Origin of the sequence: Pectobacterium jejuense (genome assembly GCF_026800125.1) — a bacterium.
In the GTDB taxonomy this organism is placed as follows: Bacteria; Pseudomonadota; Gammaproteobacteria; order Enterobacterales; family Enterobacteriaceae; genus Pectobacterium; species Pectobacterium jejuense.
This window is the reverse complement of record NZ_JAPQKX010000011.1, coordinates 20,995-35,982: the sequence shown is the minus strand read 5'-3', so window position 1 is coordinate 35,982 and position 14,988 is coordinate 20,995. Positions and strand designations below refer to the sequence as shown.

Genomic DNA, 14,988 nt, shown 5'->3' with positions numbered 1-14,988 from the left:
CCAAGGAATCTATACCCTAAATAATTCGAGTTGCGTGAAGGCGGCAACCGCATGAATCCCCAGAAGCTTACTCAAGTAAGTGACTGGGGTGAGTAAGGGAAGCCAACACACATGCAGCTTGAAGTATAACGGGTATAGTACCCCATAATTGGCGTGAGCCGTTATTACTGACTAATCAACGTCCCTTCTTTTTCACCCATGACAACGCGACGCAGTGCGCCAGGCTTGTTCATGTTGAAAACACGGATTGGTAAATTATGGTCGCGTGCCAGCGTGAACGCAGCAAGATCCATGACTTTCAGCTCACGTTCTAACACGTCTTGATAGGTTAGCGTTTCATACATCGTCGCTGAAGGATCTTTGACGGGATCGGCAGAATAGACGCCATCGACTTTTGTCGCTTTCAATACGACATCCGCTTCAATCTCAATGCCGCGCAGACAAGCCGCAGAATCCGTGGTGAAGAAAGGGTTGCCTGTTCCGGCTGAGAAGATCACTACGCGGTTATTACGCAGCAGGCTAATCGCCTCTGCCCAGCTGTAGTTGTCACAGACGCCATTCAGCGGAATAGCAGACATCAGGCGAGCGTTCACATAGGCACGGTGCAACGCATCACGCATTGCCAGACCATTCATGACAGTCGCCAGCATTCCCATGTGGTCGCCCACAACGCGGTTCATACCCGCTTTAGCCAGACCCGCGCCACGAAACAGGTTACCACCGCCGATAACCACACCGACCTGAATGCCTAACTCAACCAGTTCTTTCACTTCCTGAGCCATGCGATCCAGAATGCTCGCATCGATACCAAAACCTTCAGTTCCCTGTAAAGCTTCGCCACTGAGCTTCAGCAGGATTCGTTGATAGACGGGTTTTGCATTGGTTGCCATGGTGTTCTTATCCTACAGGCTGTCGTCGTATTGGGGGGTTGTAAAAATCAAAACTGTTCCACTCGGCTCCTATCTGAATGCAGGAAACCAAGCGAACTAAAACTCTTTGGGCTGGATAAAAAGGAACCGCCAACTGGCGGCTCTTTTTTTTGCTATTAAGACTGCTTACTCATTGCTGCAACTTCAGCAGCAAAGTCAGTCTCAACTTTCTCAATACCTTCACCCACTTCGAAACGGATGAAGTTAGTCACGTCAGCGTTGTGCTCTTTCAGCAGTTGACCAACAGACTTAGCTGGATCCATAACGAAAGGCTGACCCGTCAGAGAAACTTCACCGGTGAATTTCTTCATACGGCCTTCAACCATTTTCTCTGCGATTTCTTTCGGCTTGCCAGACTGCATCGCGATTTCCAACTGAACCTGGTACTCTTTCTCTACCACTTCAGCAGACACGTCTTCTGGCTTAACGAATTCTGGTTTGCTTGCTGCAACGTGCATAGCCAGGTGTTTAACCAGCTCTTCGTCAGCGCCTTTAGCGGCAACCAGAACACCGATGCGCGCACCGTGTTGGTAGTTACCCAGAACTTCGCCTTCCAGAGCGGAAACGCGACGGATGTTGATGTTCTCACCGATTTTCGCAACCAGTGCAACACGCTCTTCTTCGAACTGTGCTTTCAACACGTCAACGTCAGTGATTTTGCCTGCAACTGCAGCGTCCAGCACTTTGTCAGCAAATGCCTGGAAACCACCGTCTTTAGCAACGAAGTCGGTCTGGCAGTTAACTTCCAGGATCACAGCGTAGTTACCGTCAATCTTAGTTTTGATCACGCCATCAGCAGCAACGTTACCTGCTTTCTTCGCAGCTTTAATTGCGCCAGATTTACGCATGTTTTCGATTGCCAGCTCGATGTCGCCGTTAGCTTCAACCAGCGCTTTCTTACATTCCATCATGCCCGCAGCGGTACGCTCACGCAGCTCTTTTACCAGGGATGCGGTAATTTCAGCCATTCTAAAATCCTCGGAAGATTTGTTCTGCCTGGTCGTCACAACCAAACAGCTTTAAAAGTGAAAAAGGGGCCATAAAAAGGCCCCTAACCAAACTAGTACTACCTGGTTAATAAGGGCTCAACGAGCCAGACTTATTATTCAGCTTCTACTAAGCCTTCTTCTGCCTGCACAGCCAGATCTTGAGAACGGCCTTCGCGGACAGCAGTAGCAACAGCGCTCAGGTACAGGCTAACTGCACGGATTGCGTCATCGTTACCAGGGATGATGTAGTCAACGCCATCTGGATCGGAGTTGGTATCAACCACTGCGAATACCGGAATACCCAGGTTGTTAGCTTCTTTGATTGCGATGTGCTCGTGATCGGCGTCGATAACGAACAGCGCGTCTGGCAGACCGCCCATATCTTTGATACCGCCCAGGCTGTTTTCCAGCTTGTCCAGTTCACGAGTGCGCATCAGCGCCTCTTTTTTGGTCAGCTTGTCGAACGTGCCGTCTTGAGATTGAGTTTCCAGATCTTTCAAACGTTTGATGGACTGACGAACGGTTTTCCAGTTAGTCAGCATACCGCCCAACCAACGATGGTTCACGAAGAACTGATCGCAGTTGTTGGCTGCATCTTTTACCGCTTCGCTTGCTGCGCGCTTAGTACCAACGAACAGAATTTTGCCTTTGCGAGAAGCAATTTTGCTCAGCTCAGCCAGAGCGTCGTTGAACATTGGTACAGTTTTTTCAAGGTTGATGATGTGAACTTTGTTACGTGCACCGAAGATGAATGGCTTCATTTTCGGGTTCCAGTAACGGGTCTGGTGACCAAAGTGTACGCCAGCCTTGAGCATATCGCGCATGGAAACAGTTGCCATGATTACCTCTATTAATTAAGTATGGGGTTATGCCTCCACATGTCCCATTGCGCCGACCCCATCCGGTGAAACACCTCAGGAGCACCCCGGCGAACGTGCCGACATGTGTGTGTTATTTACACAAAGTGAGTTTAGTCGATGTGGTTGAATACCGTATAACCGATATCCAGCCGGATCATCGGCGCGCTTTATACCATAAATCCCCCAGCGACACCAACATTTGTTATTCAATCGTCCACAAATCAGAATGATAGTTTGGCAAGCCAACGGCATGGCTGGTAACATAAGTTATTAGTTATCGCTCTTAATTTTTGTGCTTAACAGGCACCTGCGGACAATCATCAATGGCAATTTCAATTAAAACTCCTGAAGACATCGAAAAAATGCGCGTAGCTGGCCGTCTGGCTGCCGAAGTCCTGGAAATCATCGAACCCCACGTGGTACCTGGCGTGAGCACTGCTGAATTAGACAGAATCTGTCACGATCACATCACCAACAAGCAGCAGGCCATTTCTGCTTGTCTGGGCTACCACGGCTTCCCGAAATCCGTCTGCATCTCCATCAACGAAGTGGTGTGCCACGGTATTCCTAGCGAAGAACGCATTTTGAAAGACGGCGATATCGTCAACATCGACGTCACCGTGATCAAAGACGATTTCCACGGCGATACGTCAAAAATGTTTATCGTCGGCAAATCTACCATTCTGGGTGAGCGCCTCTGCCGCATCACGCAGGAAAGCCTCTATCTGGCACTGAAAATGGTTAAGCCGGGCATTCGCCTGCGCACGTTGGGCAAAGCGATCCAGCAGTTTGCGGAAGGGAATAACTTCTCTGTGGTACGTGAGTATTGCGGTCACGGCATCGGCAAGGGCTTCCACGAAGAACCACAGGTTCTGCACTACGATGCTGATGACGGTGGCGTAGTGCTGCAAGCGGGTATGGCATTCACGATCGAGCCGATGCTTAATGCTGGTGATTACCGTATTCGTACGATGAAAGACGGCTGGACGGTAAAAACCAAAGATCGCAGCTTGTCGGCACAGTACGAGCATACTATTGTGGTAACCGATAACGGCTGCGAAATAATGACGTTGCGAAAGGATGACACCATCCCCAACATCATCACGCATGAACAGTAAACACTAAGCCGGCAGATGCCGGCTTTTTTATGGCGTGCAGAAAGCACGCCCCCTACGGGCCGTCGCAAGCGACGTTGAAAAACGCGCTCTGCGTTTTTTTATGGGCTGCGCTATGACAGATAACCGCTTTTCGCCAGACAGTACACCACCTGACGCTGCCTCATCAAACAGCCCCATAGACACCATTACACCAGCTCAGTTGCCCGCTTCACCGTTGACTTACGCGGATGACATGCTGAATTGCCAGACGTTAAAACAGCAGTTGGAACTGTTTCAGCTTTGGCTGGGTTCAGAATTCCGTTCCGGCGTCAGCGCAGAGAAGCTGATTGATGCCAGAACCTTGTTCATCGATCGCCTGTTGCAGCGGCTATGGTATTTCTACGGCTTTGAAAATATCGCGCAAACGTCGCTGGTCGCCGTAGGCGGATATGGCCGCGGTGAGCTGCACCCGCTTTCCGATATCGACGTGCTGGTATTAAGCCAGACCGCGCTGAGTGAAGAACATTCCCAGCGCGTAGGCCAATTCATCACCCTACTGTGGGATTTGAAGCTGGAAGTTGGCCACAGCGTCAGAACGTTGGAAGAGTGCTTACAGGAAGGATGCGCCGATATTTCCGTCGCCACCAACCTGATCGAATCCCGCATGATATGCGGCGACGTCGCCCTATTTCTCTCGCTGCAAAAAAACGTATTCAGTGATGAATTTTGGCCGTCAGACACGTTTTTCCCGGCAAAAATCGCCGAACAGCAGGAACGCCATCAGCGCTACCACAGCACCAGCTATAATCTGGAACCCGACATCAAGAGCAGCCCGGGCGGGCTACGCGACATTCACACGCTGCTGTGGGTCGCGAGACGCCACTTCGGCGCGACGTCGCTCAATGAAATGGTAGGTTTCGGTTTTCTAACCGAGGCCGAGCGTAAAGAGCTGAATGAGTGCCAAAGCTTTTTGTGGCGCATCCGCTTCGCCCTGCATTTGATCCTGCCGCGTTACGACAACCGGCTGCTGTTCGACAGGCAGTTGAACGTCGCACAGCTGCTGCAATATCAGGGCGAAGGCAACACGCCAGTCGAACGCATGATGAAGGATTTCTACCGTATGACGCGTCGCGTCAGCGAGTTGAACCAGATGCTGTTGCAGCTCTTTGACGAAGCAATTCTGGCGCTGGACGCGAGTGAAAAGCCCCGCCCGATTGATGATGAATTTCAGCTACGCGGCAATCTGCTGGATCTGCGCGATGAAAACCTGTTTATCAAAAAGCCGGAAGCCATCATGCGCATGTTCTACCTGATGGTACGCAACCGCGACATCAGCGGCATTTACTCCACCACGTTGCGCCAACTGCGCCATGCTCGTCGCCATCTCGCCAGCCCGCTTTGCACCATCCCAGAAGCGCGCCAGCTGTTTATGAATATTCTGCGCCACCCGCATGCAGTAAGCCGCGCGCTGCTGCCAATGCATCGCCATAGTGTGCTGTGGGCATATATGCCGCTGTGGGGAAACATCGTCGGTCAGATGCAGTTCGATCTGTTTCACGCTTATACAGTGGATGAGCACACGATCCGCGTTCTGCTCAAGCTGGAAAGCTTCGCCGACGAGGATACGCGGCCACAGCATCCGCTGTGCGTCGAGCTCTACCCTCGCCTGCCGCAGCCCGAGTTATTGCTGCTGGCCGCGCTGTTCCACGATATCGCCAAAGGCCGTGGGGGCGATCACTCTGAACTGGGCGCGCAGGATGTGCTGGAGTTTGCGGCGCTGCACGGACTGAATTCGCGTGAAGCTCAGCTGGTTTCCTGGCTGGTGCGCTGCCACCTGCTGATGTCCGTCACCGCACAGCGTCGTGACATTCAGGATCCCACCGTCATTCAGCAATTTGCTACGGAAGTGCAGAGCGAAACCCGACTGCGCTATCTGGTCAGCCTGACGGTTGCGGATATCTGTGCCACCAATGAAACGCTGTGGAACAGCTGGAAACAGAGCCTGTTGCGTGAACTCTATTTCGCGACGGAAAAACAGCTGCGCCGCGGCATGCAAAATACGCCAGATTTACGAGAACGCGTCCGGCATCACCGTTTGCAGGCGCTGGCGCTGCTGCGTATGGACAATATTGATGAAGAAGCGCTGCACCACATCTGGAGCCGCTGCCGGGCCGATTATTTCCTGCGCCATTCGCCAAACCAGCTTGCCTGGCACGCGCGCCACTTGCTGGAGCATGATGTCAACAAACCGCTGGTGCTGATCAGCCATCAGGCCAGCCGTGGCGGTACAGAGATTTTTATCTGGAGCCCGGACAGGCCTTATCTTTTCGCAGCGGTCGCCGGTGAACTGGATAGACGCAACCTAAGCGTGCACGATGCGCAGATTTTTACCAGCCGCGACGGCATGGCGATGGATACGTTCATCGTGCTGGAACCGGACGGCAGTCCGTTGGCGCAAGATCGGCATGAAATGATACGCCACGCGCTGGAACAGGCGCTGACACACCGGAGCTATCAACATCCGCGCGTACGCCGACCGTCGCCCAAGCTGCGGCACTTCAGCGTACCAACGGAAGTCAATTTCCTGCCGACGCACACGGACAGACGCAGCTACATGGAGCTCAGCGCGCTTGACCAACCGGGGCTGCTGGCACGTATCGGTGAGATTTTTGCCGATCTCAACCTGTCGCTGCACGGCGCACGCATTTCCACAATCGGCGAGCGGGTAGAGGATCTTTTCATTCTGGCCGACAGCGACAGACGGGCATTAAAGCCGGATTTACGCCTTAAATTGCAAGAACGGTTGACAGAAGCCCTTAACCCAAACGATAAAGTACCATTGAGTTAATTTTTACAATCAGGAAAGAGAAATCAGGATGCACCAACAATTACAGAACATCATTGAGACGGCTTTCGAGCGCCGCGCTGAAATCACTCCGGCAAACACAGACACCGTCACGCGTGAAGCCGTCAATCAGGCTATCAACCTGCTGGATAGCGGCGCGCTGCGCGTTGCAGAGAAAATCGACGGCCAGTGGGTTACCCATCAGTGGCTGAAGAAAGCCGTGCTGCTCTCTTTCCGTATTAACGATAACCAACTTATCGAAGGCGGAGAAACACGCTTTTTCGACAAAGTACCAATGAAATTCGCTGACTATGATGAAGCGCGTTTCCAGCGTGAAGGCGTGCGCGTTGCACCGCCAGCCAGCGTGCGTCGCGGTGCTTATATCGCGCGCAACACTGTGCTGATGCCGTCTTACGTCAACATCGGCGCTTACGTTGATGAAGGCACCATGGTCGATACGTGGGTAACCGTCGGTTCTTGTGCGCAGATCGGTAAAAATGTTCACCTGTCCGGCGGCGTCGGCATCGGTGGCGTTCTGGAGCCGTTACAGGCTAACCCAACCATCATCGAAGATAACTGCTTCATCGGTGCGCGTTCTGAAGTCGTGGAAGGCGTTGTTGTTGAGGAAGGCTCCGTCATCTCCATGGGCGTGTTCATCAGCCAAAGCACCCGTATTTACGATCGTGAAACCGGTGAAATTCACTATGGTCGCGTCCCAGCTGGCTCCGTTGTGGTTTCCGGCAACCTGCCGTCCAAAGATGGCAGCCACAGCCTGTACTGTGCAATCATTGTGAAGAAAGTGGATGCGAAAACCCGCGCTAAAGTGGGAATCAATGAGTTATTACGCTCCATCGACTAAACTAGAAACGGCGGGTTAATCACCCGCCGTTTTTTTATGCTCGAACGATAAGTTATTTATATGTTCCCTAAATACTTCGGTATGGCGGGTATAAACAGCGTAGGTTCTCGCTGGCATGATAATCAGGACTATCTAAAAACCGAGAAGGTGACGCTATGTATGACAATCTAAAAAGCCTGGGCATTACCAATCCCGATGATATCGATCGCTATAGCCTGCGTCAGGAAGCAAACAACGACATCCTGAAGATCTATTTTCGTAAAGATAAGGGCGAGTTTTTCGCTAAAAGCGTGAAGTTCAAGTATCCGCGCCAGCGCAAAACCATCGTGGCAGACAATTCTGGACAGGGCTACAAAGAGATCAACGAGATCAGCCCAAATCTGCGCTACGTGATTGATGAATTAGACAAGATCTGCCAGCAGGAACAGGTTGAAGTCGATCTAAAACGCAAAATCCTTGACGATCTGCGTCATCTGGAAAGCGTGGTTTCCAACAAAATTACCGAAATCGAAGCGGATTTAGAGAAGCTGACCAAGAATCGCTAAGCGCGATGAGCTCAACAGACCGCAAACGAAAACGGGAGCACAACAGGCTCCCGTTTGTCATTTCAGCACGGCATTACTGCGCGTCAACCAAATCAGCCCATGCTTCAACCCACGGGCATGAAATCACTTCCGGCTCAGGGTGCTCGACGGCATCAACGTCCAAAACATCACCTAGGCGCTTAGCTCCGATTTCCTGCAGTAACGCATCGAACAGATGACCGCCCGCGCAGAAGTTCGGGTAACTGCTGTCACCCAGCGCAATCACGCCATAGCGCAGCGCGGGCTGGTAACCGCCTTTCTCACGCAGTGCGGCGTAAAGCGGAACAATAGAATCAGGCAACTGGCCTTGCCCCGTCGTCGACGTGACAACTAACACCGTATGCTCGCGGTAGTCCAGCCAAGACTCCAGCGTCGCATCTTCAAAGACCTTAACGTCATGACCACGATCCCTGAGGATATTTTCGGCTTCTTCGGCCACCAGCAATGCATTCCCGTAGACCGTACCAACAAAAATACCAATCTGCGCCATGCTTCTGACTCCCTTTTTAATTCGATATATTTAATTAAAAGTAATACGCCAGATATTACCCGACGGAATGCTCGCTATCCTGACCTGAGTCGGCAGGAAACTCAACCCCTTCAAACTCAGGGAGAATCCCCTGCCAACCAAACTGTGTCATCACACCCTGCCACGGCGCATCCCAACGCGCCTGCAACGTCAATGGTTGCCCGCTCACCGGATGATTCAGCTGCAACTCGCTGGCGTGCAGCATGAGCCTGCCGCAGGAGAAGTGCGATTCCATACCGCGATTGTGTCGCAAGTCGCCGTGCGCAGTATCGCCGATAATCGGATGGTGGATATGTGACATATGACGGCGGAGTTGGTGTTTGCGCCCGGTCTGTGGCTTCAACTCCATCAGACTGTAGCGTGCCGTTGGGTAACGGCCGATGGCAACTGGCATCTCGACCTGCGCCAAAGAACGGTAATGCGTGACGGCGGGCTGCGGTGCCTTATCAGGATTGGTAAATTTGTCGGCGATCTTGTCCAACTCTTCGGTGAGCGCATAATCGATCACACCATCATCCAGCACATAGCCCCGCACAACGGCATGATACATTTTCTGCATCTGATGTGATTCAAACTGCTGGGATAACGCACGCGCGACCTCACTGGACAGCGCGAGCAGCAACACGCCGGATGTCGGCCTGTCGAGACGATGAACGGTATACACATGCTGCCCGATCTGATCGCGCACGGTCTGCATCACCACGACTTTTTCTTTGCGATCCAGCCAGCTACGATGGACTAACCAGCCGCTGGGTTTATTGACGGCGACCAGATGCTCATCCTGATAAATAATCTCAAGCATCGTGCGTTGCGCCATCCTGTGCATCCGGGCGGAACAGCTCATCAAGCTGCCCGATACGCAATAGAACCGCCGCCGTCTCTTCTGGCGTGCCTTCCAGCGCTTCTTCAAAATAAGGCAGTAAAACCAGCTCAGCAGGCAATGCGAGCTCGCTGTCCAATAAGGCATGCATACGCGGCAAAAAGACCCACTGCAACCACTCTTCGGGTTTCATGGTATCGAGGCTGAAGGGCTCCGTGCTGTTAAACGCCTCCTCTTCCGGCGGGACAACCTGCCAGAAAGGGCTTTCCCTCAACGCGCGCTCAATATCGAATAATGACTGACGAACCTGGTTCTCTCTACTCATGCGGTTTCTCGCCCTTGACGCCAACAGTAATGGCGGCAAAGCATAGCACTGATATCAGCCTGACCCAATCGCCAGTGAAAAGACAACTCGGCTACTCACTCACCCCAGGTACATTCGCCATCTCTTGCTCAAACAGCGTGCAAAATCCCTCTAAATTGGAGAAAAGTTGCTGCGTTCGTTCCTGGCCCAGCGCCCCAAAAGCGCGCTCACTTAATATCTGCGATTGCGTCAAAATCGGTTGAGTGCGCTTTTTCCCCAGATCAGTCAGCGTCAGGATCTTTTCCCGCTTGTCATGTTCGCTTTCGGTGATATCAATCAGCCCTTGTTCTTTGAATAACTTGCAGATGCTAAACACGGTTTGTTTAGGCAGGCTCCATCGCTCACAAATGTATTTTTGCGTACATTTTCCATCTGGGGATACCGCCAAAGAGTGCAGCACCGCAAAGGCGTTTTGATTAAAACCTAACTTCTTCATCCACTGCTGAAACAAGTTATCAAGGTGATTGAGTTGTCTGCCTAACTCATCTAATCGATGCATATGAAATATCCTACAAATGGGCTAATCGCTTAAAATCGCCAGGATAATAAAATCCACGCACTGCATTATCTACCCAACATATTTCGGGTGACAGAGGCATTGATAGAATTACCTGACCCATCCATAGGCTTTGCGCTATTGGGAACGGCAGCCGCTCAACTCAGCGTTGCCACTTCCCCAATCACTGACGCTTGCAAGTTTCCGGGGAAGTCATTCGGCGACGGCTTTCCATGCCGCCGCACTATATTGGATAAGAACGGTATTGAGTACGATGTACGTTAGTACACTTTTTCCCCTTTGAAATAGGTCGCCAACACTTTGGTCTCTTTCAGTTTTTCCAGATCCGCATTGCCAATATCGGTATCCACGATAATAAAGTCGGCATTTTTCCCTTTCTCAAGACTGCCTGTGACATCGCTAATACCAAGCTGCTTCGCGCCATTAATCGTGTAAGCCTGCAAGCTTTGGCTGAACGTCATTGCCGCCTCGGTTGGGGGGAGATAGCCAGCATTTGGCTGACCGCGTTTGATGGCATGATACATTTGACTGAACGGGTTCACCGCATCAAAGGTATTCGCAGGATAATCAGAGCCGAACGTTACCGCGACACCCTCGCGTGCCACTTGTCCGAGCAGGAATTGGTGATGATAAGCGTCATGGCCAATTTTGCCCTTGGTTTCATCTTTTTCATACATCACCGCCCAGTTTGGCGTCGTTTGCAGGAATAAATTGTCCTTCATGGCGGCAAACTTCTGCACACCCTGCGGCTCAAACACCTGGTTGTGGGCAATCACGCGAGCCAACTGCGGGTTAATTTTTTTGTTAGCCTCAAAGGCGTCTAAAATCGACTGCTGTGCTTTATCGCCTATCGCGTGTACATGCACAGAGAAACCCGCTTTCAACGCCGCAGCGACATTGTCGTTAATCTGTTGCTGGCTTAAAAATGGCTCGACGACATTACCGTTGGGATAAGGCAGGTACATCGCCCCTGAATCCATTTCAATCGTGCCATCCATAAATAATTTATACAGATTCATCGACAAATTACCCTGATGATATTTCTCACGCAGGGCTTTAAGGCTGGCAATATTTTGTTCAGTCGATTTAGCCGCATCATAAAAATAACCGCGCTGATAATAGACCTTCAACTTCCCCTGATCGTTTAAGCGGGCAATGGCAGCCACTGTCGAACTAAACGTATCGCCGACGTCGGTAATCGCCGTAAAACCCAGCGAGTGGTAGGTCTTTAAGATCGGTTGAAGTTTCTCAGCAACGTTCTCGACCGTGTTAAATTGCTGCGCATCGACAACATTGTGCATCGCACTTTCGTGCATAAAACCGGTAGGATTGCCTTTGTTATCGCGCTCAAAATAATGCTTACCCGGAATAGGATCGGGCGTGTTCGCATTGACGCGGGCGACGTTCAACGCTGCACTATTCGCCCACCCTGCGTGCATACCGCTGTCATAGACCACGATCGGAACGCTCTCAGACACCGCGTCTAAATCAGCGGCAGTCGGCAACGTTCCTTGCGGCAACCCCAGCGAGGCAACATTAAATCCTTGCGCCAACAAATAGTGAGCTTTCGGGTGTGCGGCTAAATACGCTTTTAATTGGCTAAGAATCTGCGGCAGGGTTGCTGCGCCGTTAACATACACAAAATCACCCGCTTCCATCACGGCTACCGTTGCAGGATGAGCGTGACTTTCAATAAAGCCAGGCAATAGCGTTTTTCCTTCTACATCAACCACCTCGGTAGCCGTTGCTTTGAATGGCTTTGCACCATCACTTCCACCGACGTAGACAATTTTGCCCTGATCCACCACCAGAACGGACGCCGTTGGCTGCCGATCGTTAACGGTATAAATCCGTGCATTTTCATAGACGGTGTGTGCGAAGGCGTGGCTGGTGAACAGACCGAGTGTGACTGACAGCATTTTTACATTGAATTTCATCACTGCATTTTCCTTTGCTAAATAGTCCGATAATTTACTAAAAAATTAATTTAGTAAATTTTCAGACTAATTGCAAATTCTGCACGCAGTCTAAACGTCAATATTCAGCGATGACTTAGGTATCACGTTTTGCGTATTTCTGCTTCGCGGGCGCTACATCTCTGCGCTCAGGGGAAAGGTGTTTGTAATACAGGAAAAAATAATACAGGCAAAAAATTGGGGGTACTGATTGCTCAGTACCCCCGGTTCGTTTTATAGCTATCCCGCTACACATTTGCATCCCTGCTCATCCGTGAAAACTTTTCCTTTTTGGTCGTCCTAACCCACAATCCTTGCTGGCGTCCCACTTTCGTCCTGACGTTTCCATCCTGTATCTTCCGTGATTCAATCCCTTTAGGCTCCTGCCCCACCGATATTCCTAATCGGCTCTCGGTCTCCTTCCTGGAGGTGTCCCTGATTTCATCCTGAAACCATGTTTCTTCCTGAAAACGGTTCTTCTTCCTGAAAACAACGCTTCTTCCTGAAGCTACTGTTCCTTCCTAAAACAGTGTTTATCCTTAAAACAGCGTTTCTTCCTAAAACAATGCCTCTTCCTGAAACAATGTTTCTTCCTGAAAACAACCCGAGTGCAGTAACGTTATTTTGTTACCCATAGTAACGGTTACACACACTGTAACCGGTTACTAACTTAAGTAATAAGATGTATTAATTGTCAGCTTTCAGCAAGGGGTAATTGACAGTGTTTCTCAACACCCCTTCAGTGATACTGCAGATTTTTGTTATAATTAACTAATTAATAATGGAAAAATAAAAATGAAACATATTTTCAACATTAAAGATAAGACATTTCTTACAGAGAATGTAAGAGATCTCTCACAAAGCAGAAAGTGAAATTCGATTAACCATTAGACCGCTAATGGATTAAGGCCAGAAAGAAACATCGACAACGTTGGCGCTAAGGTCTGACGTTTTTTGGTGCCGAATTCTTCCAGGATGATTTCCCCGGAAACATTACACAGCGACACCATTGTCAGCTCTGAATCGGTCGTTGCTAAAAACAGCGTCGGCGTGAGCTTAAGGCGTTTTTGCGTTAATAAATGACCAATCAGATTCTCCTGCATCCGGGTGAAATCCTCTTCGCTCCATACCTGCAACAGCTGGCACGATAGCGAATCAAACTGTGCTGCCATATCCCCGGCATACTGCGCGGTGTAAAAAGCATGAACATCAGGATGTAGGCTGATTTCCAGAGCACGTTCTACACCATCCAATGCGGCTGAAGGCACAAAAGGCTGTGGCGACCAGTAAACCGTATCGTCATGATTTTCGACAATACACGGGGAAGGTATGCCGTAAAGGGCTTCACTGGCAGGCAAATGTCCTTTTTCCTGCTGCCAACAGGCAACATAGAGCTGGGTAAACGCCGCCAGTGCTGAAACAACCTCATGTTCCATAATTTTTCTCATCACTCTTTTAGTCAGGTTACACTATTCGCCATCACGCTTATCACATCAAGGTAACAGCATGTCCGTCTATGACAAGCATCAGGCCCTGAGCGGGCTGACACTGGGCAAACCCACTCCCTATCATGACCGCTATGATGCCGCACTTCTGCAACCCGTGCCACGTAGCCTGAACCGCGATCCACTCGGCATTTATCCTGACAGCCTGCCTTTTCATGGCGCGGATATCTGGACGCTCTATGAGCTTTCCTGGTTGAACAACCGCGGCGTGCCTCAGGTAGCCGTGGGTGAAATGCATCTCAATGCGGAAAGCCTGAATCTGATTGAATCAAAAAGTTTTAAGCTGTATCTGAACAGCTTTAATCAGACGGCATTCGACAGTTGGGAAAGCGTTCGAGCAACGTTAGCCAAGGATCTGGCGCACTGCGCTCAGGGGGATGTCAGCATCACGCTGTTCAAACTCAGCGAGCTTGAAGGCCAGCCGATAGCGGGATTCACGGGCGATTGCATCGACGATCAAGACATTCAGATCGACAGCTACGACTTCAACGCCGACTATCTCGCGACCAACGAACAGGACGCTCCAGTCGTTGAAGAAACGCTGGTCAGCCACCTGCTGAAATCCAACTGTTTGATCACCCATCAACCCGACTGGGGCTCGGTACAAATTCACTACTGCGGCAAGCGCATCAACCGTGAAGCGCTGCTGCGCTACATTGTCTCGTTTCGTCATCATAACGAATTTCACGAACAGTGTGTGGAACGAATTTTTAACGACATCATGCGCTACTACCAGCCGGAAAAACTTAGCGTGTATGCACGCTATACCCGCCGCGGTGGGCTGGACATCAACCCGTGGCGCAGTAACACCCCGTTTAACGCACCAAATGGCCGCCTGCCGCGCCAGTAACCGACCGATAAGTCGCAGGCTTGCACGGTAATATGCGTAGCGTCACGCAAGTTAGGCAGCAGACTTCTGCCAACATTGGAAAAAATGATGGCAGCGCGTTAAGGTGGTGTGCCAGACAACAGAAGATCCATAACGTCTGAACGGTGCTCAAGTAGGTTTCATTTAGACTCGCGGTATTTAACGCATGCGCGTTCCGCGTGGTGTCTTAAATGAATGACATTCGTGCCGTGCTGCTGAAACGTCGAGCGTGTAACAACGGAACGTGCTCTCGGCAGCCAGCATGGC

General features: G+C 50.8%; 14 protein-coding genes. 5 read left to right on the top strand and 9 right to left on the bottom strand.

The features are described from left to right. Positions 1-164 precede the first annotated feature (164 nt). The 3 genes from pyrH to rpsB all read right to left on the bottom strand — a co-directional run bounded on the left by pyrH (position 165) and on the right by rpsB (position 2,757). Entirely contained in the window at positions 165-890 is a 726-nt protein-coding gene (pyrH, locus tag NXT09_RS18520) for a UMP kinase (RefSeq protein WP_010284821.1), read from the bottom strand. 155 nt (positions 891-1,045) lie between these two features. Beyond that, entirely contained in the window at positions 1,046-1,897 is an 852-nt protein-coding gene (tsf, locus tag NXT09_RS18515; protein WP_010296401.1) for a translation elongation factor Ts, read from the bottom strand. A gap of 134 nt (positions 1,898-2,031) precedes the next feature. Continuing rightward, positions 2,032-2,757: a 30S ribosomal protein S2 gene (gene rpsB / locus NXT09_RS18510; RefSeq protein ID WP_010284816.1), complete on the bottom strand. Its 726-nt coding sequence runs from the start codon at positions 2,755-2,757 to the stop codon at positions 2,032-2,034. A gap of 344 nt (positions 2,758-3,101) precedes the next feature. On the opposite strand from rpsB, the gene map reads away from it, so the two are divergent. The 4 genes from map to NXT09_RS18490 all read left to right on the top strand — a co-directional run bounded on the left by map (position 3,102) and on the right by NXT09_RS18490 (position 8,124). Beyond that, positions 3,102-3,896 carry a type I methionyl aminopeptidase gene (map, locus tag NXT09_RS18505; RefSeq protein ID WP_268580818.1) on the top strand — a complete coding sequence of 265 codons (795 nt, stop codon included), beginning with the start codon at positions 3,102-3,104 and terminating at the stop codon, positions 3,894-3,896. A 112-nt stretch (positions 3,897-4,008) separates the two neighbouring features. After that, a complete protein-coding gene (gene glnD / locus NXT09_RS18500; RefSeq protein ID WP_370690967.1) occupies positions 4,009-6,723 on the top strand; it encodes a bifunctional uridylyltransferase/uridylyl-removing protein GlnD in 2,715 nt (904 codons plus the stop codon). A 28-nt stretch (positions 6,724-6,751) separates the two neighbouring features. After that, positions 6,752-7,579 (top strand): 2,3,4,5-tetrahydropyridine-2,6-dicarboxylate N-succinyltransferase, encoded by an 828-nt coding sequence (dapD, locus tag NXT09_RS18495; protein WP_010284812.1) that lies wholly within the window; start codon positions 6,752-6,754, stop codon positions 7,577-7,579. Between the two features lie 155 nt (positions 7,580-7,734). Then, positions 7,735-8,124: a DUF3461 family protein gene (locus tag NXT09_RS18490; protein ID WP_010284811.1), complete on the top strand. Its 390-nt coding sequence runs from the start codon at positions 7,735-7,737 to the stop codon at positions 8,122-8,124. Between the two features lie 73 nt (positions 8,125-8,197). Here NXT09_RS18490 and NXT09_RS18485 read toward each other — a convergent pair whose 3' ends face one another. From NXT09_RS18485 to syd, 6 genes are all read right to left on the bottom strand, one after another. Beyond that, positions 8,198-8,653: a flavodoxin gene (locus tag NXT09_RS18485; protein ID WP_205552931.1), complete on the bottom strand. Its 456-nt coding sequence runs from the start codon at positions 8,651-8,653 to the stop codon at positions 8,198-8,200. Positions 8,654-8,708: 55 nt separating this feature from the next. Beyond that, positions 8,709-9,494, bottom strand: coding sequence for a tRNA pseudouridine(65) synthase TruC (truC, locus tag NXT09_RS18480; protein ID WP_095702031.1), 786 nt, complete (start codon positions 9,492-9,494; stop codon positions 8,709-8,711). Continuing rightward, complete coding sequence (locus NXT09_RS18475) at positions 9,487-9,837, bottom strand: YqcC family protein (RefSeq protein ID WP_268580817.1); 351 nt, start codon at positions 9,835-9,837, stop codon at positions 9,487-9,489. The genes truC and NXT09_RS18475 overlap by 8 nt, the downstream gene beginning before the upstream one ends. A gap of 91 nt (positions 9,838-9,928) precedes the next feature. Continuing rightward, positions 9,929-10,375 (bottom strand): MarR family winged helix-turn-helix transcriptional regulator, encoded by a 447-nt coding sequence (locus NXT09_RS18470; RefSeq protein ID WP_268580816.1) that lies wholly within the window; start codon positions 10,373-10,375, stop codon positions 9,929-9,931. A 278-nt stretch (positions 10,376-10,653) separates the two neighbouring features. Next, on the bottom strand, positions 10,654-12,330 hold the full coding sequence (locus NXT09_RS18465; protein ID WP_268580889.1) for an amidohydrolase: 1,677 nt from the start codon (positions 12,328-12,330) through the stop codon (positions 10,654-10,656). 905 nt (positions 12,331-13,235) lie between these two features. Continuing rightward, entirely contained in the window at positions 13,236-13,784 is a 549-nt protein-coding gene (gene syd, locus NXT09_RS18460; protein WP_268580815.1) for a SecY-interacting protein, read from the bottom strand. Between the two features lie 70 nt (positions 13,785-13,854). On the opposite strand from syd, the gene queF reads away from it, so the two are divergent. Continuing rightward, positions 13,855-14,703 carry an NADPH-dependent 7-cyano-7-deazaguanine reductase QueF gene (queF, locus tag NXT09_RS18455; protein ID WP_268580814.1) on the top strand — a complete coding sequence of 283 codons (849 nt, stop codon included), beginning with the start codon at positions 13,855-13,857 and terminating at the stop codon, positions 14,701-14,703. The last annotated feature ends 285 nt before the right edge of the window (positions 14,704-14,988 follow it).